This window comes from Stenotrophomonas sp. AN71 (assembly GCF_050435725.1).
GTDB lineage: Bacteria > Pseudomonadota > Gammaproteobacteria > Xanthomonadales > Xanthomonadaceae > Stenotrophomonas.
In genome coordinates, this window is the sequence record NZ_JBNDKU010000004.1 from 163,894 (window position 1) to 187,436 (window position 23,543).

General features: G+C 67.1%; 23 protein-coding genes. 3 read left to right on the forward strand and 20 right to left on the reverse strand.

All coding sequences use genetic code 11. The features are described 5' to 3' along the window. Positions 1-136 precede the first annotated feature (136 nt). Positions 137-2,728 (reverse strand): DNA mismatch repair protein MutS, encoded by a 2,592-nt coding sequence (mutS, locus tag ABH900_RS08680; RefSeq protein WP_429622489.1) that lies wholly within the window; start codon positions 2,726-2,728, stop codon positions 137-139. Between the two features lie 113 nt (positions 2,729-2,841). Then, the gene (locus ABH900_RS08685) at positions 2,842-3,234 is read right to left on the reverse strand and encodes a barstar family protein (protein ID WP_429622490.1); all 393 of its coding nucleotides are present in this window, start codon (positions 3,232-3,234) and stop codon (positions 2,842-2,844) included. Positions 3,235-3,418: 184 nt separating this feature from the next. On the opposite strand from ABH900_RS08685, the gene ABH900_RS08690 reads away from it, so the two are divergent. Next, positions 3,419-5,641 (forward strand): methyl-accepting chemotaxis protein, encoded by a 2,223-nt coding sequence (locus ABH900_RS08690; protein ID WP_429622491.1) that lies wholly within the window; start codon positions 3,419-3,421, stop codon positions 5,639-5,641. Between the two features lie 169 nt (positions 5,642-5,810). Then, on the forward strand, positions 5,811-6,179 hold the full coding sequence (locus ABH900_RS08695) for a glycine zipper 2TM domain-containing protein (RefSeq protein WP_014646414.1): 369 nt from the start codon (positions 5,811-5,813) through the stop codon (positions 6,177-6,179). 129 nt (positions 6,180-6,308) lie between these two features. Here the strand turns inward: ABH900_RS08695 and ABH900_RS08700 are convergent, their stop codons facing one another. From ABH900_RS08700 to ABH900_RS08720, 5 genes are all read right to left on the reverse strand, one after another. After that, positions 6,309-7,436, reverse strand: a complete 1,128-nt coding sequence (locus ABH900_RS08700; protein ID WP_429622492.1) for an ABC transporter permease — start codon at positions 7,434-7,436, stop codon at positions 6,309-6,311. Continuing rightward, positions 7,433-8,620 carry an ABC transporter permease gene (locus tag ABH900_RS08705; protein ID WP_429622493.1) on the reverse strand — a complete coding sequence of 396 codons (1,188 nt, stop codon included), beginning with the start codon at positions 8,618-8,620 and terminating at the stop codon, positions 7,433-7,435. The genes ABH900_RS08700 and ABH900_RS08705 overlap by 4 nt, the downstream gene beginning before the upstream one ends. After that, positions 8,605-9,618 (reverse strand): HlyD family secretion protein, encoded by a 1,014-nt coding sequence (locus ABH900_RS08710; protein WP_429622494.1) that lies wholly within the window; start codon positions 9,616-9,618, stop codon positions 8,605-8,607. The genes ABH900_RS08705 and ABH900_RS08710 overlap by 16 nt, the downstream gene beginning before the upstream one ends. Continuing rightward, entirely contained in the window at positions 9,611-11,017 is a 1,407-nt protein-coding gene (locus ABH900_RS08715; RefSeq protein ID WP_429622495.1) for a TolC family protein, read from the reverse strand. Before ABH900_RS08715 ends, ABH900_RS08710 begins: the two co-directional genes overlap by 8 nt. Before the next feature lie 78 nt (positions 11,018-11,095). Further along, complete coding sequence (locus ABH900_RS08720; RefSeq protein WP_429622496.1) at positions 11,096-11,989, reverse strand: LysR family transcriptional regulator ArgP; 894 nt, start codon at positions 11,987-11,989, stop codon at positions 11,096-11,098. A 105-nt stretch (positions 11,990-12,094) separates the two neighbouring features. Between ABH900_RS08720 and ABH900_RS08725 the strand changes: the two genes are divergently transcribed. Continuing rightward, entirely contained in the window at positions 12,095-12,709 is a 615-nt protein-coding gene (locus tag ABH900_RS08725; protein ID WP_429622497.1) for a LysE/ArgO family amino acid transporter, read from the forward strand. Here the strand turns inward: ABH900_RS08725 and map are convergent. The 13 genes from map to ABH900_RS08790 form a co-directional block, all read right to left on the reverse strand. Then, positions 12,706-13,488 (reverse strand): type I methionyl aminopeptidase, encoded by a 783-nt coding sequence (map, locus tag ABH900_RS08730; RefSeq protein WP_429622659.1) that lies wholly within the window; start codon positions 13,486-13,488, stop codon positions 12,706-12,708. The two genes, ABH900_RS08725 and map, sit on opposite strands and share 4 nt — an antisense overlap. Positions 13,489-13,495: 7 nt before the next feature. Continuing rightward, positions 13,496-13,708, reverse strand: a complete 213-nt coding sequence (locus tag ABH900_RS08735; RefSeq protein ID WP_429622498.1) for a ParD-like family protein — start codon at positions 13,706-13,708, stop codon at positions 13,496-13,498. Between the two features lie 68 nt (positions 13,709-13,776). After that, a complete protein-coding gene (locus tag ABH900_RS08740; protein ID WP_429622499.1) occupies positions 13,777-14,136 on the reverse strand; it encodes a bleomycin resistance protein in 360 nt (119 codons plus the stop codon). Positions 14,137-14,241: 105 nt separating this feature from the next. After that, on the reverse strand, positions 14,242-15,126 hold the full coding sequence (locus ABH900_RS08745; RefSeq protein WP_429622500.1) for a hypothetical protein: 885 nt from the start codon (positions 15,124-15,126) through the stop codon (positions 14,242-14,244). A gap of 3 nt (positions 15,127-15,129) precedes the next feature. After that, positions 15,130-16,194 carry a GNAT family N-acetyltransferase gene (locus ABH900_RS08750; RefSeq protein WP_429622501.1) on the reverse strand — a complete coding sequence of 355 codons (1,065 nt, stop codon included), beginning with the start codon at positions 16,192-16,194 and terminating at the stop codon, positions 15,130-15,132. A gap of 29 nt (positions 16,195-16,223) precedes the next feature. Beyond that, the gene (locus tag ABH900_RS08755) at positions 16,224-17,624 is read right to left on the reverse strand and encodes an aspartate aminotransferase family protein (RefSeq protein ID WP_429622502.1); all 1,401 of its coding nucleotides are present in this window, start codon (positions 17,622-17,624) and stop codon (positions 16,224-16,226) included. 64 nt (positions 17,625-17,688) lie between these two features. Next, complete coding sequence (locus tag ABH900_RS08760; protein ID WP_429622503.1) at positions 17,689-18,405, reverse strand: MtnX-like HAD-IB family phosphatase; 717 nt, start codon at positions 18,403-18,405, stop codon at positions 17,689-17,691. A gap of 169 nt (positions 18,406-18,574) precedes the next feature. Continuing rightward, positions 18,575-19,783, reverse strand: a complete 1,209-nt coding sequence (locus ABH900_RS08765; protein WP_429622504.1) for a DegT/DnrJ/EryC1/StrS family aminotransferase — start codon at positions 19,781-19,783, stop codon at positions 18,575-18,577. 10 nt (positions 19,784-19,793) lie between these two features. Beyond that, positions 19,794-20,192, reverse strand: coding sequence for a DMT family transporter (locus ABH900_RS08770; protein ID WP_429622505.1), 399 nt, complete (start codon positions 20,190-20,192; stop codon positions 19,794-19,796). Beyond that, complete coding sequence (locus ABH900_RS08775) at positions 20,189-20,548, reverse strand: EamA family transporter (RefSeq protein WP_429622506.1); 360 nt, start codon at positions 20,546-20,548, stop codon at positions 20,189-20,191. The genes ABH900_RS08770 and ABH900_RS08775 overlap by 4 nt, the downstream gene beginning before the upstream one ends. Before the next feature lies 1 nt (position 20,549). Beyond that, on the reverse strand, positions 20,550-21,386 hold the full coding sequence (locus ABH900_RS08780) for an alpha/beta hydrolase (RefSeq protein WP_429622507.1): 837 nt from the start codon (positions 21,384-21,386) through the stop codon (positions 20,550-20,552). Between the two features lie 79 nt (positions 21,387-21,465). Then, complete coding sequence (locus ABH900_RS08785; RefSeq protein WP_429622508.1) at positions 21,466-22,845, reverse strand: sensor histidine kinase; 1,380 nt, start codon at positions 22,843-22,845, stop codon at positions 21,466-21,468. Then, a complete protein-coding gene (locus tag ABH900_RS08790) occupies positions 22,842-23,525 on the reverse strand; it encodes a response regulator (protein WP_429622509.1) in 684 nt (227 codons plus the stop codon). The genes ABH900_RS08785 and ABH900_RS08790 overlap by 4 nt, the downstream gene beginning before the upstream one ends. Positions 23,526-23,543: the final 18 nt, after the last annotated feature.

Here is a 23,543-nt window from a genome sequence, read left to right on the forward strand (position 1 = left end):
GGCCAGATGAAATGAATAATCGAATGATTCGTTCAGTTTGATAGATTCTGTCAATTGAAATGCAGAATCGGATTCGCGGGGCCTTTCGGTAGCCCGGGGAAACTCCCCGGGCCCGAGACCTCCCGCGGAGCTGCGCTTACAGCAGCGCCTTCAGCCGGTACAGGGCTTCCAGCGCCTGCTTCGGGGTCAACTCGTCCGGATCGATCGCTGCCAGCGCCTCCTGTGCCTTGCTGGCCGGTGCCGCAAACAAGCCGAACTGCTGCGGTGCATCCAACGCATGCGGCGCCAGTTCAGCGGCGTGGCTCTCACCGCCGCGCTGCTCCAGCTCGGCCAGGCGACGCCGCGCCTGTGCCACGGTGGTGCGCGGCAGGCCGGCCAGGGCCGCCACCTGCAGACCGAAGCTGCGGTTGGCCGGGCCGTCCTTTACGGCATGCATGAACACCAGCGCTTCACCATGCTCGACCGCGTCCAGATGCACGTTGGCGATGCCGCTGCGACCGCCCTCGTGCTGCTCGTCGGCCAGCGCGGTCAGCTCGAAGTAGTGGGTGGCGAACAGCGTGTAGCAGCGGTTCTGGTAAGCAAGGTGGCGAGCCACGGCATCGGCCAGCGCCAGGCCGTCGTAGGTGGAGGTGCCGCGCCCGATCTCGTCCATCAGCACCAGCGAATGCGCGGTGGCGTGATGCAGGATGTAGCTGGTCTCGGCCATTTCGACCATGAAGGTCGATTGTCCGCGCGCGAGATCGTCGCCGGCGCCAATGCGGGTCAGGATGCGGTCGATCGGGCCGATCAGCGCACGGCTGGCCGGCACGAAGCTGCCGATGTGGGCCAGCAGCACGATCAGCGCGTTCTGCCGCATGTAGGTCGATTTACCGCCCATGTTCGGACCGGTGATCACCAGCATGCGTCGGTCAGGATGCAGGTCCAGGTCGTTCGGTTCGAACGGCTGCTCGCGCACCGCCTCGACCACCGGATGGCGGCCACGTTCGATCTTCAGGCACTGCTCGACCTGTAGTTCCGGGCGCGCCCAGTCCAGCGCCTGGGCGCGTTCGGCGAAGGCGGCCAGCACGTCCAGTTCGCTCAGCGCGGCGGCGCACTGCTTCAGTGGTTCCAGCTGCCCGCCGAGGGTGTCCAGCAGCTGCTCGTACAGGTACTTTTCGCGCGACAGCGAACGGTCGCGCGCAGAAAGTACCTTGTCTTCGAACGCCTTCAGTTCCTCGGTGATGTAGCGCTCGGCATTGGTCAGCGTCTGGCGGCGGGTGTAGTGCACCGGCGCGCGCTCGGATTGCCCCTTGCTGATTTCGATGTAGTAGCCGTGCACACGGTTGTAGCCCACCTTCAGGGTAGGGATACCGCTGCTCTCGCGCTCGCGCAGTTCCAGGTCGACCAGGAACTGGTCGGCGTGGGTGGACAGGCGGCGCAGCTCGTCCAGTTCCTCGTCGAAGCCGTCGGCCAGCACCCCGCCGTCGCTCAACTTCAGCGGCGGCGTTTCAGCGATGGCGCGGGCGAGCAGCTGCGCGCAGTCGTCGTGCTCGCCGAGTGCGGCATGCAGGGCCTGCAGGCGCGGTGAATCCAGCGGCGCCAGCACCTCGCGCACCGCCGGCAGCAGGCCCAGGCCGTCGCGCAGGGTCGAGAAATCGCGTGGGCGCGCCGAGCGCAGCGCGACGCGGGTCAGGATGCGTTCCAGGTCACCGAGGCGGCGGAACTGCTCGCGGATGTCGGCGTCGCTGCCACGATCGATCAGCGTTTCCACCGCGTGGTGGCGCTGCACCAGTACCTCGCGCAGGCGCAACGGACGGTGCAGCCAGCGCCGCAGCAGGCGGCCGCCCATCGGTGTCACCGTGCTGTCGAGCACGCCCAGCAGGGTATTGCGGGTATCGCCATCGACACGCGTGTCCAGTTCCAGATGGCGACGGGTCGCGGCATTCATCGCGATCGCCTCGCCGGCGTTTTCCATCGCGATCGCGGTCAGGTGTGGCAGGCGCTGTTTCTGGGTTTCCTCGACATAGCCGAGCAGGGCGCCGGCTGCGGCGGTGGCGCGCGGCTTGTCGTCGATGCCGAAACCGCTCAGGTCATGCAACTTGAAGAAGTTCAGCAGCTGGCGGCGACCGCTGTCGGCGTCGAACAACCACGGTGCGCGGCGGCGCACGCCGGTGCGCTGGCGCAGGAACTCCGGCCAGTTCTCCTCGTCGGGCACCAGCAGCTCGGCCGGTTCCAGCCGCGCCAGTTCGGCTTCCAGTGCGTCGTCGGTTTCCACTTCGTTGACCAGGAAGCGGCCACCGGCCAGGTCGGCCCAGGCCAGGCCGTAGCCCTGCCTGGTGCGCGACAGCGCCATCAGCAGGGTGTCGCGACGCTCGTCCAGCAGCGCTTCGTCGGTGACGGTGCCGGGGGTGACGATGCGCACCACCTTGCGCTCGACCAGGCCCTTGGCCAGCGCCGGATCACCGATCTGCTCGCAGATCGCCACCGATTCGCCCAGCGCCACCAGCCGCGCCAGATAGCCCTCGTAGGCATGCACCGGCACGCCGGCCATCGGGATCGGTGCGCCGCCGGAGCTGCCACGCTGGGTCAGGGTGATGTCGAGCAGGCGCGCGGCCTTGCGCGCATCGTCATAGAAGAGCTCGTAGAAGTCGCCCATGCGGAAGAACAGCAGCAGGTCCGGATGGTCGGACTTGGCTGCGAAGAACTGCTTCATCAGCGGGGTATGTTCGGCGGACTTGTCTTTGGACATGGCACTCGTGGATCGCGGCGTCCGGCCGCGCCGGAGGGCAGCGGCGGCGGAGCGGGTACAGGGCCGTCCATGGTAACTGCTGGCGCACGGGGGCGCCGCCACCGGTGGCAGGATCAGGCCGGTACCAGGGTGATCTGCCGATGGCCGCCGACGATTTCCATGACGATCTCGAAGTAGGTCTGCCCTTCGCCCCGTTGCAGTGCGTCCAGCTGGCCGGCAACGGTCTGTCTGTTGAAGGTGCCGGGTGCGTCCAGCTTGGCCTGCAGCCAGCTGCGGGTGGCCTCCGCTCCCAGGGCTGCGCGGGTATGTGCGATATCGCGCCAGATCAGCGTGGCCGCAGGGTGCCCGGCCAGCGCTCCATAGCCGCCATGCAGCAGGTCGTCGAGGGCATCCAGGCTGGGCCCCAGCTGCCAGCTTTCGTTGGCCATGAACACCCGGTTGATCTCCGCATACAGGCTGGCAATGTCATCGATGGCGGCGCCTTCAATCTGCAGGGTGAGCGGCATTGATGGCTCCCGGGTTGGAAAGTGACAAGTATTCATTGCGAATATGAATGCGGGTTTCATGGGGGTATTTTTCAATCCTGTATGCACAGTTCAAGATATTGATGAAGGTATATTCGGAAAAGCTCTTAAAGATTCCCCCGATCGAGCCGCCATCGATCGTACGGCCATGATCAAGGGAATTGAGATGCTCGCCTTACGCAACCTCCGAGTGGGATCCCGGCTGGGTGCCGGGTTTGGTTTGCTGCTGCTGTTCATCGTGGCCATCGTCGGCCTGGTGCTGTACGGAAATCACCTGAAGTCCGCCCAGTTCGAGAAAGTGGTGGACGTCAACATGGTGAAGATGCGGCTGTTGAACGACATGCTCGATACCAACAACGCGGTGCTGATGCACCGCCGGCTGATGGTGATCAAGCGCGGCGAGGATTTCGACAAGGATTATCAGAAGGCGCAGGCGCTGTCGCAGACCTACGACGGTATCTGGGCCAAGTACATCAAGATTCCGCGCGATGCCACCGGCGATACCCTGGTTGCGAAAATCGACGCGGCACGCAAGGCCACCGATGCTTCCACCCAGCATCTGCACGAGCGCATGAAGGCCGGTGATTTCGACGGCGCGGCCAAGGAACTGCTTGCCGAGCATGGCCTGGCCACCGCATGGAATGAGGCGATCTCGACCCTGTTGCGGCATCAGGAGGCACTGACCGCGCGCAGTCGCGAGGAATATCGTTCAACCGAATCCTGGACCGGCACATTGTCGATCGTGTTCGGCGTGCTGAGCCTGATACTGGGCTCGCTGGCCGCGTGGGCCATCACCCGCAGCCTGACCCGCCCGCTGGAAGGGGCGGTGACGCTGGCCGACGGTATCGCCAACGGGCGGCTGGACAGCAGCATCGACGCCTCCGGCAACGACGAGCTGACCCAGCTGCTCAGGTCGATGCAGCGCATGCAGGCGCAGTTGCAGTCGGTGATGGCAGCGCAGGGCGAGTTGGCCCGCCAGCACGATGCGGGCAGCCTCAGCTATCGCATGGATGAGAGCGCCTTCCCCGGCGACTACGGGCGGATGGTGCATGAGACGAATTCCCTGGTCGGTTCGCACGTGCAGGTGCAGAACCGCCTGATCGAAGTGATGAAGCACTACGCCCGTGGTGACCTGTCGGTGGACATGGATCCGCTGCCGGGTGAGAAGGCGGCGATCACTCAGGCCATGGACGAGACCAAGACCAGCCTGTCGGCGATCAACGGTGAGATCCGCCGACTGGCGACGGCAGCGGCGGCCGGTGACTTCAGCCTGCGCGGCGACGAAGATCGCTTTGCCTACGATTTCCGCGACATGGTGGCCGGGCTCAACGGACTGATGCAGACCACCGACGAGAATCTGGTGCAGGTATCGACGCTGTTGCAGGCGATCTCGCGCGGCGATCTGACCGTGCGCATGCAAGGCGATTTCCATGGGGTATTCGCCCGCATGCGCGATGACTGCAATGCCACCGTCGATCAGCTCAAGCAGATCGTCGGCCGCATCCAGGCCAGCGCCTCCAGCATCAATCTGGCCGCGGGCGAGATCGCCTCGGGCAACACCGATCTGTCGCGGCGCACCGAACAGCAGGCGGCGAACCTGGAAGAGACGGCCGCTTCGATGGAGGAACTGACCTCCACAGTGAAGCAGAACGCCGAACATGCGCGCCAGGCGAACCAGCTGGCCATCGGTGCACATGGCGTCGCCTCGCAGGGGGGCGAAGTGGTCGGCCAGGTGGTGACCACGATGTCGGCCATCGAGGCATCATCGAAGAAGATTGCCGAGATCATTTCGGTCATCGACGGCATCTCGTTCCAGACCAATATCCTGGCGCTCAACGCGGCAGTGGAAGCCGCACGTGCCGGAGAGCAGGGCCGGGGCTTTGCGGTGGTCGCCAGTGAGGTGCGCACGCTGGCGCAGCGCTCGGCGAGCGCGGCCAAGGAGATCAAGGGCCTGATCGAGGATTCGGTCGGCAAGGTGGCCGATGGATCGGCCCTGGTCCGCCAGGCAGGCACCACGATGGGCGAAATCGTTGCCTCGGTGCAGCGCGTGACCGACATCATGGCCGACATCTCTGCTGCGTCGCAGGAGCAGAGTTCGGGCATCGAGCAGGTCAACCAGGCCGTGGTGCAGATGGACGAGACCACGCAGCAGAATGCGGCGCTGGTGGAAGAGGCCAGCGCCGCAGCGCGTTCCATGGAGGAGCAGGCCACCCTGCTGGCCGAGGCGGTATCGGTGTTCCGTACCGGCGCGACTGCGGCGGCTGCAGCCGTGCGTCCGGCCCTGGCTGCGGTGGCCGCGACGGTCACCCCGGTGCGCAGGCCGGCGGCACTGTCGCCGCGCATCGAGCCGACACTGGCGGCCAATGCCGGTGGTTGGGAAGAGTTCTAGCTAGAACATGGCACGCCGGTAGGGAGACGGCGCCCATCACGATGGCTGATCGTGATGGGCGCAGATTTTCTTCCTGAACGCGCGATGGCCGATGAGGCGACGGACACGCGCATTTCACTTCCGGTTGCCAACCCCGGGAGGACACTTCCGCCATACCGGACCTCAGGAGATGGCCATGAAGACCTCGACCCGATTGCTTGTGCTGGGCACCCTGCTGGCGGCTTCGTCGGTAGCCGGCGCGCAGACCTACGGGCCGCGCGATGAAGGACGCCGATTCAACGATGGCAGCCGCGTGGTCTGCAAGAACGTGGAAGTGCAGCGCAACTCGCGCGATCCCAACCGCATTGCCGGTACCGCCACTGGTGCGGTGATCGGTGGCCTGCTGGGCAACCAGGTGGGCGGCGGCAATGGCAAGAAGCTCGCTACCGTGGCCGGTGCCGTAGCCGGCGGTGCGGCCGGCCGGCAGATCCAGGGCAACAGCCAGCAGAAGAACGGCGACCGCGTGGTTGAACGCCGCTGCGAACGCGTCTATCGCTGATCGATCGCTGCCATACCCGATTTCCCCCCTTCCACATCGCAGTACGCGAACGCCGGCCCCGCGCCGGCGTTCTTCGTTGCGCGAAAAGGGGACGGAGGGGATTAAGTCGCAATCCCCCAAATCGGCCGCTTACGACTTAATCCCCTCCGTCCCCTTTTTTGCGAGGAGGCGCCAGGTGGCGAGGCTGCCGTAGAGCAGCAGCAGGACGGTGAGGGTGATCAGTTCGTGGCTGACTTCGGCGAGGCTGGCGTCCATCTGGTTCAGGCGCACCATCAGGTTGATGCCGGAGGTGGTGGGCAGCAGCTGCGCCAGCCAGACCAGCGGTTGCGGCGTCATCACTGCCGGCCACGACAGGTTCGCCAGGAAGAACAGCGGGATGGAGGTGGCGATGATGTACTGGAAGGCGCGTTCGCGGGTGCGGAAGAAGCTGCCGATGAACAGGCCGAAGGCCACCGTGGCGGCGATGAACAGGGTGCCGCCCAGCAGCTGGCCCAGCGGGTTGCCGCCGCGTGGATAGTCCTGCACCCAGGCGGTGAAACCGGCGTAATAGAACAGGCCGAACAGGCCGATCAGGCCGAAGCCCATCGCCATGCCGGCCAGGGTCGGGAGGTCGAAACGCAGGCGCCGGCCGAGCGCGAGGCGGCGGCCGCCGAGCAGCACGCCGATACCCATCAGCAGGGTCTGGTGCACGATCAACTCGGCCACACCGGGCACGATGGCGCTGCCATAGCCTTCCTGGGTGTTGTACAGCGGGCGCTGCACCAGGGTGACCGGGGGGGGCTGTGGTGCGCCCATGAAGGCGGCCTGGCCGACCACCGCATCACGCCCGAACGCGCCCAGTGCGTCGGCCACACTGCCCAGCACCCAGCTTGCGCGGCCCAGGTAGGCGCCGTTGCCGAGCAGCACCAGTTTGGCCGGGTGCCCACGCAGGATGTCACGCTCCAGGTTGGCCGGGATCAGCACGATGCCTTCGGCGTGGCCGGCTTCCAGTTGTTGGCGCGCACTGTCGATGTCCGCCGGTTGCCCGACCACGCGTGCGACCCGCAGTGCATCGAGCTTGCGCAGCAGTTCGCGGCTGGTCGCGCTGTGGTCTTCGTCCACCACCAGCACCGGCAGGTTGCCGGCCACCTGGTGGCGGTACGCAGCCGGGTAGAAGAATGAGTACAGGATCACCGCGCCGATCATCACTACGATCGCATAGCGGTCGCAGAGCACCGCCATCAGGGTTTGCTGCAGGCTGCGCCAGAGCGAGCTCATGCGTCGGCTCCCGCAGGTTGGGCGGCCTCGGGCGTACGCGCGAATGCGATCAGGCGCCTGCCGCCGATACCACCGGCCACCAGTGACATCAGCAGCAGTGTGGTCATCGGCCACAACGAGACCAGCAGCGGTGAACCCATGAACTGCTGCTGGGTCTGCAGCTTGATGTAGGCGCTGAGTGGCAGCAGCTGATGCCAGACGCGGGTGAACAGGGGGCCGTCCAGCACCGGGAAGGTGGCGCTGGAAAACGCCAGCGCGGTGCCGATGCTGAGACCGACCGCAGAGAGCGCCGTGCCCATGTCGCGGGTAACCCCAACGAAGAACAGCGCGTAAGCGGCCGTGGCCAGATAGAACAACGGCTGGGCGAGCAGCAGCAGGAGCACGCTGCCAGCCACGCCATCACCGCGCAGCCAGGCCAGATAGCCGATGCCGAGCGCGCCATACAGCGAGAACAGCAGGATGTACGGCGCGACCTTGCCGGCGATGGCAGGCCACGGTGCGCGGCCCAGCCAGGCGGGCAGGGAGCCATCGCGGATCTCGCGCCCGAGACTGCCGGCCACGGCCAGCGCCAATACCAGCGACAGCACCGCCGGGAAGATCAGCGGCAGCAGGAACAACTCGTAGCTGCGCGCCGGGTTGTAAAGGATGTCCGACTGCACCGCGATCGGCGCCGCACGCAGCTTGCCCGGGCCGACCTGCAGGCCGATGCGCTCGCGCAGCAGGCGTGCGTTCCAGGCCGAGACCGCGTCGCCGATATCGCGCGCAGCCGACTGGCCGGTGGTCATGTAGGTGGCGTTGTAATAGGCGAACACCGTGCCCTGATGCCCACGCAGCGCCTGCCGGGTGACATCGCGCGGCACCAGCACGATGGCGAACACGTCCAGGCTGCGCAGCTGCGAGCGGGCCTCTTCCAGGTCGGCCGGCTGGCTGGCGATGCGTAGGCCCGGACTGGCATCGAGCATGCGCAGCAGTAGCCGGCTGTCGCTGCTGTGGTCGAGGTCGACCACGGCGATCGGGATATCCCGCATCACCGACGGGGTGAACATCCACGCCATCACCACCAGCATCACCAGTGGCAGCAGGGTGACCAGCATCAGGTCGGCGCGGTTGCCGCGCAGCGCACGCAGCTCGCGCCGCCAAGAGGCGGCGACGCCGCCGCTGTCCGAGCTCAGTGCTGGGGCCATGCGAACAGCACGCTCATGCCGGGGCGGAAGCCCTCGATGCGGCGTACCGGGCGCACCCGCACCTCGAAGCTGCGGACGTCATAGCCGGACGATTGGCGAGTGGTACGCCAGGTCGCGTAGTCGCCGGCCGGGTTGATGAAGTAGACCTCGAACTCGCCCTCCTGGCCAAGCGCCGGGACGCTGCCGCGCAGTTTGCTGCCGACCTTCAGGCCCTGCATCTGCGACTCGCGCAGGTTCATCGCCACCCACATGCGCTCGATGTCGACCAGGGTGAACACCGGGTAGCCGGCCGGTACCAGTTCGCCCGGATCGGCCATGCGCTTGTTGATCTCGCCTGCCACCGGCGCACGCCCTTCCACTTCGGCACGCGCCGCGTTGACCTCCGCAACCGCGCCCTGCGCCTGCTGCACCTGGCCCTGGGCGGCGCGCTTGTCCTGCTCGCGCGCGCCAGCCAACGCCATGTCGTACTGCGCGCGGGCGGCACGCGCCAGCTCGCGCGAACTGGTGGCCTGGGCATGCGCTTCATCGCGCTTCTGCCGGGTCATTACCCCTTCGTTGAACAGGTTCCGCACGCGCTGGTAGGTGGCTTCGGCCAGCGTCGCACCGGCTTCGGCACGCTTCCAGTTGGCTTCCGCGGCACGGATGTCTTCGCTGCGCGCGCCTTCGTCGGCCTTGTCGGCCACGGCCTGCGCGGCGGCCAGTGCGCCATGCGCCTGCTGTTCCTTGGCGGCCACCTCGGGGCTGTCGAGCAGGAACAGCACCTGCCCCGGCTGCACGCGGTCGCCCTCGCGCACCTTCAGTTCGGCCACGCGCGCGGTGATCTTGGCGGCCACGTTGATCGTGTCCGCATCGGCCATGCCCTGGATCTGGTCGGCCGGGCTGCGCCACGCCAGCCACAGGCCCAGCACCACCACGATCAGCAGCACCACCGCCAGGATCGGGCCCAGCCGGCGCTTGCCGGGGGGCGTCGTCGCATCGTCGTGCAGCACATCACTCATGATCGATCACCTCGTCCGCACGCCGCCGGAAGTCCTCAAAACGGTCCATCTGTCCACTGACCTCCAGCAGCTGCGCCAGCGCAATATCGTATTGGTAGGCGGCCTGTGCGCGCTCGACACGGGCGCCGCCGAGGCCGAGCCGTGCGTCGATCACATCCAGCGAGGTGGCCTGGCCTTCGCGGAACGCCAGCTCCTGCAGGCGCAGGTTTTCCTGTGTCTGGGCGATGCTGCTGTCGAGCAGCACGTACTGCTGGCGCGCGGTTTCCAGTTCGTTCCAGGCCTTGCGTACGCCCAGCGCGACCTGGTTTTCGGCCTCGCGCAGTCCGGCCTCGGCCTGTTCCTGCTGCGCACGTGCGGCGCTGATCTGCGCTGGCCGCGAATTCGACGACAGGAAGGTGTACTTCAGGCCGATGCCGAAGGCCCAATCCGGGTCGGTCAGCATCTCGTCGCGGCGACGGAAGTCGTACTGGCCGAAGGCGAAGATCTGCGGTTTCAGCTTGGCCTGCTGCACGCGTACACCCTGTTCGGCCTGCGCCACCACCGCCCGCAAGCGTGCGATCTGCGGCTGGCGTGCCTGCGCGGTGCGCTCGAAGCTGGCGACAGGTTCCAGCGGCGCGCGCTGCACGAACAGCGGCGACACCGGCTGCACCTCGCCGCCACTGCGCAGCAGGGTGGCCAGCGCGGCCTTCAGCGTGGCCAGGTCGTTCACCGTCTTCTGGTACTCGCGCTCGGCCTTGTCGCGCGCCACGGTGGCCTGCAGGCGCTGCGCGCGGGTGGCGAAGCCCTCGCGTTCCAGCTTCTCTGCGTCGGACAGGTGGCGGTTGAGGCCATCGCGCACATCGCGGCGCACATCCACTGCCTGCTCGGCCAGGCGCTGGCCGAAATAGGCCTGGGCCAGCTGCACGGTCAGCGACTGGCGCTGTGCTTCGCGCTCGGCGCTGGCCTGTTGGTGGGCGGCGCTGGCGGCGCGCTGCGCTGCCGGAATCACACCACCGGTGTATAGCGGAAGCACCGCGGTCACCACCGGACGCGTGCGCCAGTCGCGCTCGGTGAACGACAGCGGTGAGTCGATGCCATAGGCTTCTGCCACCGGCGCCAGCGAACCCAGTGGCAGGGTGAGCGTTTTCTGGAACTGCAGGCGGCGCACTTCGCCGGTGATCTCCGGCAGGCGCAGCAGGCGGGTCGCTTCCTGCAGGTCCTGCTTGTTGCGTACCGCTGCATCGGCGGCGGCCAGTGCATCGGAGACCTGCTCCAGCCGCTGCCGTGCCTGTTCCCAGTCCAATGCCGGTACATCGGCGGTGTTCTGCGCCGGCGCAGCAAGCGGCAGGCAGGCCAGCAGCGCCTGCGCCAGCGCGGCCTTCGCGCGGTGCGTCCTTGTACGTCGGCCGATCACGCCCATGCCGTCCCAATGGTGAAGAAGTGTGCAAACGGTAGTGCGCGTGGCGTGAAGCCCGGGTCTGCGGTCATCGTGTGGTCCTCAACGAAGGGTGCCGCCGGCCGCTGCGCGCAGCGCGTGCGTGATGTGCTGCAGCGTGCTTGAGCGCACGGCGGCATGCTGCCAGTACAACGGCACATCGAGCCAGCGGCGGGGTTCCAGTACCACCACGCGGCCCGCGTGCACTGCAGGTGCGACCAGCGTTTCCGGGGCCATGCCCCAGCCGAGTCCGCATGCAGCGGCTTCGACGAAACCGGTGGAAGAGGGCAGGTAGTGTAGCGGCGGCTGCAGCCGCGCGCGGGTCAGGCGCCGCACGAAACGCCATTGCAGTTCATCTTTGCGGTTGAACACCAGCATTGGCGCGCGCGCCAATGCCGCAGCCTGCATGCCGTCGCTGAAGTACTGGCGTGCGAAACCCGGCGAGGCGATGGCCTGGTAACGCATGGCGCCAAGCGGATGCACGTTGCAGCCCTTTACCGGCTGGCTTTCGGCGGTGACCGCACCGAGTACGCTGCCATCGCGCAGCAGCTGCAGGGTGTGGTCCTGGTCGTCCATGCGCAGGTCGAACAGGTAGCCGTGGCGCTGGTGCAGGTCGGCGATGGCCGGCACGAACCAGGTATCGAGCGAGTCGTCGTTGACCGCCAGTGGGATCGGCGTGCGCGCGGCGTCGCTGCCACGCTCGGGCAGCAGTTCGGCCAGCGCCTCGGCCTCCAGTGCCTGCATCGGCCGTACCCGGCGCAGGAGCGTCTCTCCGGCGGCGGTGGGGTGGCGCGGTGCCTGGCGCACCAGCAGCACCTGGCCGAGCCTGTCTTCCAGTGCCCTGATCCGTTGCGACAGTGCCGAGGGGCTGATTGACAGCCGGCGTGCAGCGGCCTCGAAGCTGCCTTCCTCCAGCACCGCGGCAAACGCGGTCAGTTGCGGATGTACCAGGTCCATGCAGGCGCCTCTTCAGTTTTTCTGCACAGGATAAAGAAAAATCAGATTGTCTTAACGGGCTGTTGGCCGCACCCTGCGCGTCCTCTCGCTGCCTGGTCTGTCCCGATGTGGATCGCCGCTACCGCCGCCGGCCTGTTCGCAGGAGCCGGCCTGATCATCGCCATCGGTGCGCAGAACGCCTTCGTGCTGCGTCAGGGGCTGCAGCAGCGTCATGTGGGCAGGGTAGTGCTGGCGTGTGCTGGCGCCGACATCGTGCTGATCCTGGCCGGTGTGGGCGGCATGGGCGCACTGGTGATGCGGTGGCCGCTGCTGCTGCAGGTGCTGCGCTTCGGCGGTACCGCGTTCCTGCTCTGGTATGGCCTGCAGGCCGGGCTGCGTGCGTGGCGCGGTGGCAGTGCGCTGGCTGCAGCCGAAGCGCAGGGTAGCAGTGGACGGCAGGTGCTGTTGACCTGCCTGGCGTTCACCCTGCTTAACCCGCACGTCTACCTGGATACGGTGGTACTGCTGGGCAGCTTGTCCACGCGCTACCCGGGCGATCTGCGCTGGGCCTTCGCCGCCGGTGCGTGCGTGGCCAGCGTGGCCTGGTTCTGTACGCTGGGCTTCGGCGCGCGCCTGTTGCAGCCGGTGTTCCGCAGGCCGAGCGCCTGGCGGGTGTTGGATGCGGGCGTGGCGCTCTTCATGTTCTGCCTTGCCACGCTGCTGCTGTTGCGTCCGCTCTAGGCCGCTTCCACCACGCACAACGGTGTTTCGCCGGGGCGCAGGGTCAGCACGCGTACGCCGTTGCGGGTGACCGCCACGGTATGCTCGAACTGCGCGGAGAGCTTGCCGTCGCGGGTGTAGACCGGCCATTCGTCCGGCTGCTGGCGGATGGCTGGCTTGCCCTGGTTGAGCATCGGCTCGATGGTGAACACCATGCCTTCTTCCAGCACCATGCCGGTGTTGGGGTGGCCGTAGTGCAGGATCTGTGGTTCCTCGTGCATCTCCTGGCCGATGCCGTGCCCGCAGTATTCCTTCACCACGCTGTAGCCGTGGCTGCGTGCATGGCGGGCGATGGCGTGGCCGATATCGCCCAGGCGTGCGCCGGGGCGGACCGCGGCGATGCCTTTCCACATCGCCTGGTAGGCGGTCTGCACCAGCCTGCGCGCGGCGTAGTCGACCTCACCGACCAGATAGGTGGTGCTGGAATCAGCGATGTAGCCGTTCTTTTCCAAGGTGATGTCGAGGTTGACGATCTGCCCGTTGCGCAGCACCTCGGTGGCGCTGGGGACGCCGTGGCAGATCACGTTGTCGACAGAAGTATTGAGCACGTACGGAAAACCGTACTGCCCCTTGCTGGCCGGCCGCGCCTGCAGTTCGTCGACGATCATGCGCTCGACGAATTCGTTGATCTCCATCGTGTTGCGACCCTGCAGCGGCAGCTGGTCGAGCGCGGCGAACACCTGCGCCAGCAGGCGACCGGATTCGGCCATCAGCGCGATTTCATCCGGCCGCTTGATCATCGCCATGTCAGGCCTGCCCGGGCGCCAGCGCCAGCGGTTGCACGCCGGCTGCGCGCAGCTCGCTGGCGACGATGTCCTGGAAGCTCAGCGTGGGGTTCATCTCGCACAGCATGCCGACCCGGATCCAGAAATTGGCCTGGGCGTTGATCGAGCGGCTGGAGACGGTGCAGGCACGGCGCAGCTGGTCGTGCAGGGTGTCATCGATGTTGACGATGCCCATGGGCGGTCCTGGAAGAGTGAATATACGAAGCGTATATGTTTCGTATATCCATCTCAAGCCCGCGTCGTTCAGTCCACGTGGGTGGCGAAGCGCAGCCGGTTGCCATCCGGGTCGCGCAGCAGCATTTCGCGGCTGCCCCACTCGGTGTCATGCGGGGGCTGTTCAATCGGCACGTTCGCGGCGCTGAAGGCGCGATGCAGGCCATCGACATCCTCGACGATGAAGTACACCGCGCCGCCGACCTCGCAGTCGCCGCTGTGCTCGGTGAGGAAGACCGTCTGGCCGTCGCGGGTGAGCTGGGCGAACAGCGGGAAGCCGGGTTCGAAGCGATGTTCCCAGTCGACCACGAAACCCAGTCCCTGCACGTAGAAGGGCAGGCTGGTATCGGCGTGGCGCATGCGCAGCTGCGGGATGACGGTCTGGGGCATGGCGGCGGCTCCTGGGATAGGAGCCCAGTGTAGTGCCGGCCGCTGGCCGGCGTTCTCGTGAGCCAGGGGGCAAGGAGGTTGCCGGCCAGCGGCCGGCACCCGTGGTCAGCAGGCCGTCGGCAGTGCGGCCATCGCGGCCAGCAGTTCGCGGTTCACCTGCTGGTGCCGGGCCTGCCAGACCGGAAGATCGTCGGCGCTGATGTCGGGCTGGCCATCCAGCGACGACAGCCAGCGCTTGAAGCGGCTCTGGTAATTGGCCATCGACACTTCGCCGGTGATGTCACTGCCGATCAGGCCACCGGCGCGCACTGCTTCGATCACTACCAGTGCGTGTTCCAGCTGGAAGCGGCCCTGGTCCCAATTGCTGCGGGCCACTTCCTCGGCAAACACATCCTTGTCGATCGACAGGTAGGTCGGCTGCGGCGACTTGGCCTGCTCGGCGGCGAATGCGGCGACCAGTGCCTCCGGGTGCTCGAAGCGCCGGAACGCGCGGCCCATGCCAAGGCGGTGGCCCCAGCCGACGTCCACGTCCATGCACCAGTAGGTCAGGCGCCCGCCCAGCAACGGCCGCCAGTGATTTTCCCAGGCGTGGCCAAGGCCGATGTCGCTCGAGGTGATTCCCAGCACATGGATGTGCGAGATCTGCGGCAGCTTGCTGGCGGCGTTCACCCATGAACCGCAGTGCATGCCGAACGGAAAGCGCATGTTGTCCGGATGGTTGTCCAGCACCACCAGCTGGAACGGCTGCTGCGGGCGCATGCGCTGCAGCAGCGGCAGGCTGAGATGGTGGAAGTCGCCACTGCCGAGCATCACCGTGCCGAGCTGGGCCGGCAACGATGCCAGTACTTCAGTGGCGAATCGGTCGAGGGTGGCGTTGCTGCAGGCGAAGCGCAGCGGGTCGTGCCACTGCGGCAGCGCCAGGGTCTGCGCCTGCGGCACGGGCAGCACGCCACCGTCCAGGTCCAGGATCAGCGGGGAACGCAACGGCATCGTTCAGCCGCCTCCATCAGGTTCGCCCTGCAGATGCGGGGCCAGCTTGCGCAATGCGGCGCGCAGCAGCGGCGAGCGGGCGTGGATCGCGTGCCGGGTGGAGGTGAAGCTTGCCCCCAGTTCTGCCTTGATCCGCGAATCGGTCCAGCCGGCCACGTAGTGGCTCAGGCCGTGTTGCAGGGCGTACTCGAGGTTGTGCATCCAGCTGACCGCGTAGAGGTTGTGCTCGCGCGATTGCGGATAGGCCAGGCCGATGTACTTGTCCACCAGCTTGCCGGCGTGCACGTAGCACAGGTTCCAGCCGATCAGCTGGCCCTGGTGGCGGTACAGGAACAGGCGGCCGTGGCCCTGGTTGTCGGCCAGAAGATGCTGGAAGTAAGGCAGGTCGAGCTGGTCGAAATGCACCGCGCTCTGCGCGTACACGCCCAGGTACAGCGCGTACAGTTCGGCCTGCAGCTGCGGGTCGGCCAGGGCCGGGTCGCCGGTGGCGATGCAGTCGATCTGCAGGTCGTCGCGCGAGCGCAGTTTGCGCCGGATGTTCTTGCGGCGCGAGGACGACAGGCGGCCGAGATAGCCATCGAGCGAATCGAAATCGATGGCTACCCACGCCAGCGGCATGCCGTCCAGTTCGACGAAGCCGCGTGCCAGCAGCGCCTGCAGAAAGGCGCCGCTGTGTGCATTGGCGGCGTCATCCAGCAGCGGTGAATCGATTGCCAGGTCCTTGACCACCAATAGCCGTGTGTCGCCGACCGCGTGACGCGTCACGTCCTCGGCCAGTGCCTCCGGCGCGACGTGCGCCGGCAGCGGGGTGTACTCGGTGCTGGTGGCACCGACGAAGCGGGTCTGCCAGGTGATCCATGGCCGCCACACGCGCGACAGCGGCAGGCCAAGCAGCCTGCTGCGCAGTGCGTCGTCCATCGTGGTGGTCAGGTCCAGCGGCGCACGGAAGGTTGGCAGGCCACTGGGAAGGCGGCCTGCTTCGAAACCGAGCGGCGGGTGGGCCAGGAAGCCCTCCAGCAGCGCGGCCGGTTCCAGCGCGGTGCTGGACGCGCGTGACGTCATCTCCATCGGCACGGGAACCGGCAGCGCATTCGACCTCAGCCCTTGGCCTTGGTCAGCGCCTGGTCGAGCAGGATGATCGCCAGGTCGATCTCTTCGTAGCTGATGTCCAGCGACGGCGCGAAGGTGATCACGTTCTTGTACCAGCCACCCACGTCAAGCACCAGACCCATGCGCTTGCCGTCGTGCAGCAGGTCACCGGCCAGGCCGATGTCGACCATGCGGTCCAGCAGTTCCTTGTTCGGGGTGTAGCCGTCGACCTGGCAGATTTCCGCACGCAGGGCCAGGCCCAGGCCGTCGACATCGCCGATTTCCGGGTGGCGCTTCTGCAGGCCACGCAGGCCGTCGAGGAAGTAGGCGCCCTTTTCCGGCACGGTACGCTCGTAATCCATTTCCTTGCCCAGCTTCAGCACTTCCAGGCCCAGGCGGGTGCCGAGCGGGTTGGAGTTGAAGGTGGAATGGGTGGAACCCGGCGGGAACACGGTCGGATTGATCAGCTCTTCGCGCGCCCACAGGCCCGACAGCGGGTTCAGGCCGTTGGTCAGCGCCTTGCCGAACACCAGCACGTCCGGGGTCACGCCGAAGTGCTCGATGGCCCACAGCTTGCCGGTGCGCCAGAAGCCCATCTGGATTTCATCCACGACCATCAGGATGCCGTACTTGTCCAGCACGCGCTTGAGGCCGGTGAAGAAGTTGCGCGGCGGGATGACGTAGCCGCCGGTGCCCTGGATCGGTTCGACGTAGAACGCGGCGTACTCGGCCTGGCCGACCTTGGGGTCCCACACGCCGTTGTATTCGCTTTCGAACAGGCGCTCGAACTGCCACACGCAATGGTCGGAATACTCGTCCGGGGTCATGCCCTTCGGGCGGCGGAACGGGTACGGGAACGGGATGAACATCGCGCGCTCGCCGAAGTGGCCGTAGCGGCGGCGGTAGCGGTAGCTGGAGGTGATCGACGATGCGCCCAGGGTACGGCCGTGGTAGCCGCCTTCGAAGGCGAACATCAGGCTCTTGCCGCCGCGCGCGTTGCGCACGATCTTCAGCGAGTCTTCGATGGCCTGCGCGCCGCCGACGTTGAAATGCACGCGGCCGTCGAGGCCGAACTTCTCGTGCATGTCCACGGCAATCGTCTTGGCCAGCTGCACGCGGGTCGGGTGCAGGTACTGGCTGGCAACCTGCGGCAGGGTGTCGATCTGGTCCTTCAGCGCGTCGTTCAGGCGCTTGTTGCTGTAACCGAAGTTGCAGGCCGAGTACCACATCTGCAGGTCGAGGTAGGGCACGCCCGCACCGTCGAACATGTAGCTGCCTTCGCCGCGCTGGAAGATCTTCGGCGGATCGACGTAATGGACGGTGTCGCCGAAGGAGCTGTAGCGGGCTTCGTCGGCCAGCAGCTGCGCATCGGAGGCAGCGGCGTCGGCGTTCTTGTCAAAAATGTTCATGCAGTTCGGTTCCGTGAAGGACGTTCGAAAGGGGGCAACAGGGGGCGTGCTTGGCAGTAACTGCTCAGGCGGTGGCCAGCAGCAGGGGCAGTGCGGCGGGCTGCGGGCTGGCGTCGATGCGACGTGGCTGCAGCAGGCTGCCATCGAGCAAGCGCGGCAACAGTGCGATTGCATCGTGGAAGGTGTCGATGGCGGCATGCTCGATGCCGGCATTCGTGCAATGGGTGATCAGGCGACGCTTGGCGAATACGAAGTCGGCATCTTCGGACACGCAGAAGTCCGAACTGCCGTCGCCGATCATCAGTACGCGCGGTGCTTCGTTGGCGCGCGCCTGCGCGGCACACGTGCACTTGCAGGTGCCGCTGCGGCAGCCTTCGGACTGGTAGGGCGACTCCAGTTCCCAGTGGTCTTCGCACCAGCGCAGGTGGTTGGCCACCACCGGCAGTGGCGGCAGGCCGTGGTTGGCGAGGATGCGGTGGATCGCGTAGTCCAGGCCGTCGCTGACGATGCGCAGCGGCAGGCCCAGCTGTGCGGCACGGGTGACGAAGGCGGCGAAGCCCGGGTCGATCTGCACCTGGTCCAGGTGTGCGTCGAGCGTGGCCGGGTCCAGCTTCAGCAGCCGCACCTGGCCCTGCATGCATTCACGCGAGCCGATCTTCCCCGCCTTCCACTGGTCTTCCAGGTCCTGCCAGCCCGGCTGGCCGTACTTCTCCAGCAGCGAGTCGATGACATCTTCGAGGCTGATGGTGCCGTCGAAGTCACACAGGATGCTCCAGCGCATGGGCAGGTCCGTCGATGAAAAGAGTCGCCCGGCACAATGCCGGGGCAGGCTCAATGTAGGCAGGCCGCCTTTCTCGTTCCTTTCCTGTTGAAAGCCTTCACTCCAGGGCGGGGAAAGTGTTCAGGAAGCGAGCAGTCTGAATGGGCGAAAGGCCGTGAAACAGGCGGTTTCAGGCCTGGGCGTGGGCCAGTGCCTGCAGGATCCCGGCGGTCTCTTCACGGGTCTGCCAGGCGCTGTTGCCGAGCGTCAGCATGCGTGCGGCGAAGTCGCGCGCGTTGGGCATGGCGGTATCCGGCACGATGCCGCGCAGGTAGGCGTAATCAGGCAGGGCATGGATGAACATGCGGCTGGCGCCGAGCCCGCGTGGCCACAGATCTGCCAGCGCGGCATCGCGGGCCTGGGTGCTGGGCAGCAGCAGCATCAGCATCGGCCAGGTGCCGCCGGTGCCGGGCAGGCCATCGACCACTTCCACCGCCGGCAGCTGTGCCAGCTGCACGCGCAGCTGCAGTGCGCGCAGGCGTCCGGCCTGCAGGAACGCCGGCAGCCGCCGCGCGGCGTGGGCACCGATGTTCTGCCGCCATTGGCTGACCCGATGCTGCGGGATGTCCAGTGGGAAGATGTCACCGACCGCTTCTTCCAGGTCGCCACGCTGCAGCGCGCTGCGCAGCGGATTGCCGTATACCAGCGACAGCAGCGAAGGCCGGTAGCACGCCGCAAGTCCCAGCAGCTGCGCGCTGCGCAGCAGTTCCCAGCGCAGGCTGAAACGCACCTGTTCGGCGGCATGTGTGGCCAGTGCGGCACGCAGCTCGTCGTCGCGGCTGACCAGCAGGCCACCTTCATGCAGGCTCAGTCCCTTGCCGGCGGCCAGGCTGAAAAAGCCGATATCGCCACGCAGCCCGACGCTGCTGTTGCCAACCCGCGCACCGAGTGCCTGCGCGGCATCCTCGATCACCCAGGCGCCGGCGCTGTGGGCAACGTCGCAGGCGAGGTCGACATCGGCGATGCGGCCGCCGAGGTGGGTCGGCAGGATCGCCAGTGTGCGCGTGTCGGCCAGCTGCTTGAGCTGTGCCGGATCGAAATCAAAGTGGCCACGACGGGTGTCGCACAGCTGCACGCGCAGGCCCAGGCTGTGCACTGCGATCGGGACCAACGGGCAGGTGTAGGCCGGCAGGATCACGGTGTCGCGCTTGGGCGCGCGCTTGCGCAGGGTGCGCAGCGCGATCAGCAGGGCGTGGGTGCCGGAGCAGGTCAGCTGCAGCGGGGGAGTGCCGAGCTGGCTGGCCAGGATCGCGCGCAGGTCGCCGCCCCCGGGGAGGAAGTCGCTGGCCTGCATCGGCAGGCCAGCGGTGGGCGGCAGCTCGCGTGCGAACAGCTTCATCGCAGCGCGCTCACGCTGCGCTTTCGACAGGGCTGTGCGGGTCGTCCGCTTCGGCGCGGCCGAGGCAGACGATGCCGGCCACGATCAATACCGCGCCGACCAGGTGATGCAGGGTCAGCGGTTCGTTCAACAGCCACGCCGACAGCAGCAGCACGCTGATCACTTCGAGGTGCGAAGCGGCGAACGCGGGGCCGATCGGGGCGTGGCGCAGCAGGCTCATCCAGGTGAAGAACGCACCGACATAGCCAAGGATGGCGCCGTAGACCCAGGGCTGCGACAGCACGCGCAGCAGCCAGGCCGTGTTGGCCTCGACCGGCAGCGCGGCATCGCCAGCGTACTTGAAGCACAGCTGGGCCAGCGTGTCGAAGGCCATCAGCAGCGGGAATCCGATCACATACAGGCGCCTCATGAGCCGGCCCCCACCACCGCAACGCCGGCGGTGACCAGCAGCATGCCGGTGACCCGCAGCGGCGTGAGCTTCTCGCGGAACAGGAAGCGGCCGGCGATCATCAGCGCGACGATGTTGATCGACCCCAGAAGCACGCCCTTGGAAAGGGGGACCAGCGACAGGAAGGCGATCCAGGCGACGAATTCAAGCACGTAGCAGGCGATGCCCAGCCACAGCCACGGCCGGCAGAGCATGTGTTTCCAGCGCTGCAGGCCTTCGAGGTCCTGCGGGTCACTGGCGGCGGCCTTGAAGGCGAGCTGGCCACCGGTATCGAGCACCACGTTGACCAGCCACAACAGCGTGGCGAGTGACCCCATCTCAGGCCACCGCCTGGAGGACGTCGCTGCGCTCACCGATGCCGGCGAAGAAGCGCGCGCTGCGCCGGATCACATCACGGCGTTCGCGGTCGATGGTGATCATGTGGTAGCTGTCCTCCAGCACCACCAGTTCCTTCGGCCCGCTGACCCGTGACATCACCAGTTCGGCATTGCCCATGCTGGCCACGTCGTCTTCGCGGGCGTGCATCACCAGGCACGGTGCGGTGACCTGGTGCAGGTGGCGGCGGGTCCAGTTGCTGAGGGCGCGCATCTCGGCCAGTGCGTGCCAGGGATTGCCCGGCAGGCCGGCGGCCGCGCTGTCGCCGGACAGCATGGCGGCGCTGACCTGCGCGCGCAGGCGTTCGTCACGCAGGCCGTAAGGAGGTTCCTCCATGAACATGCGGTCGCGGCCGATGTTGAAGCGCTTGAACCACGGCAGCAGGAACGACAGGCGGGCCACGGCTGGGATGTTCCAGCCGTCATAGCGGAAGGTGGCGCCATACACGCCCACGCCCGACACCCACTCCGGGCGGCGCGCGGCCAGGGCCAGCGACAGCACCGCGCCCATCGACAGGCCACCGACGAACAGCTGGTCGACCTTGCCACGCAGGCTTGCCGCTGCATCCTCCACGCCCTGGTACCACTGTTCCCAGGTGGTCGCCAGCAGGTCATCCACGGTGCCGCAATGGCCGGGCAGCTGCACGCCATGCACGGTGAAACCGGCATTGTTCAGGCCCTTGCCGAGCATGCGCATTTCCGCCGGGGTGCCGGTCAGGCCATGGACCAGCAGCACGCCCTGCGGGCCACCGGGGAGGAAGAAGTCGTGCGATTCGGTCACCTGGCGGCTCCGGGGCGGCAGTGGGGATGGCAGGATCGCAAGCGCGATTTTCACCAGCCTTTCAGCGCCCCCGGCCGGGTCAGGGGGCCTTCAGCAGCGGCAGCGTGATGGCGACCTTCAGGCCGCCGCCAGCGCGGTTGAGGAAGGTCAGGCGGCCGCCGAAGTGTTCCACCGCTTCGTGGGCGATGGCCAGGCCCAGGCCGGTGCCGCTGGCGGTGGTGCCAGGGGCACGGAAGAAGCGCTCGCCCAGCCGCGGCATCACATCCTCGGGCACGCCGGGTCCATTGTCTTCCACGTACAGTTCGACGTCATTGTCGTCCAGCGCGTGCACGCCGACCGTGACGGTCGCATCGCGCCCGGCATAGCGCAGGGCGTTGTCGATCAGGTTGTCCAGCGCCTCCTGCAGCTGCGCACCGTTGCCGAGCACGCGCAGCGGATGGGGGCTGCCGCGGTAGCCCAGATCGATGCCATCGCGGATCGCTTCGGGCACCCGCATGCCGATCCACTGTGGCACCAGTTCGCACAGGTCCAGCGCCTCGATGGTGTCCGGCACGGTCTGCGCCCGGCTCAGCGCCAGCAGCTGGGTGCTGACCCGCGCGGTGCGCTGGTTGAGCCGGCGGATATGCTGCAGGGCCTCGCGCACCGTGTCCGGGTCGCCATGCGCCAGCGCCTGGTCCACGTGCAGGGCCATCCCGGCCAGCGGCGAACGCAGCTGGTGCGCGGCATCGGCGATGAAGCGGTTCTGCATCGTGATCATTTCCGCCTGGCGGGCGAACAGGCCGTCGATGGTGCTGATCAGTGGCTGGATTTCTTCCGGAACGTCGGCATCGGAGATCGGCGCCAGCTCGCCGCGGCGCTGTGCCAGGCGGGTGGTCAGCGGGGTCAGGATGCGCAGGCCGTAGGTCACGCCGAACCAGACCAGCGCGGCAGTGCCCAGCGCCAGCATGGTCATCAGCGGAATGATGATCATCAGGATCTCGCGCGCACGCTGGCGGCGGTCGGCCATGCTCTCGGCCACGGTCACCGCCAGCTGGTCCTGCGGGTCGTTCATCGCCTGCGTGCAGACCGTGGCCATGCGTACCTGCTGGCCGTTGAGGGTGCCGTCGTACAGGGCAGGACGCACGCCGGTGCAGTCCTGCGAAGGCGCATAGGGGCTGAAATCGGCGTTGCCGCTGAGGGTTCCCTTGCGGCTGCTGTCGACGTTGAAGTAACGATGCCCGTCGGGATCGTATTCGATCAGGAAGCGCGCCTGCGGTGACAGGTCGCTGGTCACCGGCATGGTGCTCAGCATCTGCGCGAACGAATGCGTGTCGTCGATCAGGTTGCGGTCGTGGATGCGGTTGGAATAGTCCAATGCAACGTAGTACGCCAGGATCGTGTTGAAGGTAAGCAGGCCCAGCATCGGCAACGCCAGGAAGGCGAGCAGGCGCCGGCGCAGGCTGGGCGGTCCACTGATCACGGGGTGACGTCGTCCTGTCCGTCTTCGAGCATGTAGCCCAGCCCGCGCACCGTGCGGATGCCCATGCCGCCGGGCTGCAGCTTGCGGCGCAGGCGGTGCAGGGCGATGTCCAGGCCGTTGTCGGTCAGGTCCTGGCCCCAGTCGCACAGTGCTTCCACCAGCTGCGCGCGCGACACGATGCGCTCGGCGCGCACCGCCAGCGCGGACAGCAGCCCGAATTCGCGTGCGGTCAGTTCCAGCGACTGCTCGTCGATCCACACGCGGTGCCCGGCCAGGTCCAGGCGCAGGCGGCCGATGCGCAGGTCCGGGTTGCCATTGCTGGTGACCCGTCGCAGCTGCGCGCGCACGCGCGCTTCGAATTCGTCCAGTGCGAACGGCTTGACCAGGTAATCGTCGGCGCCGAGGTCGAGCACGCGCACGCGTTCGGCCAAGCCGTCGCGCGCGGTCACCACCAGTACCGCCAGGCCATCGCCGCGTTGGCGCAGGCGTTGCAGCACGTCGCGGCCATCCAGCTGCGGCAGGCCCAGGTCGAGCACCAGCAGCGCGTACTGGGTCGAGCCCAGTGCGGCATCGGCGTGCGCGCCGTTGTCGACGTGGTCGACCACATGTCCTTGCCGGCGCAGCGAGGCGCACAGGCCGGAGGCGATATCCGGGTCGTCTTCAGCAATCAGAACGCGCATGCGCGGGGGCTCCTGTAG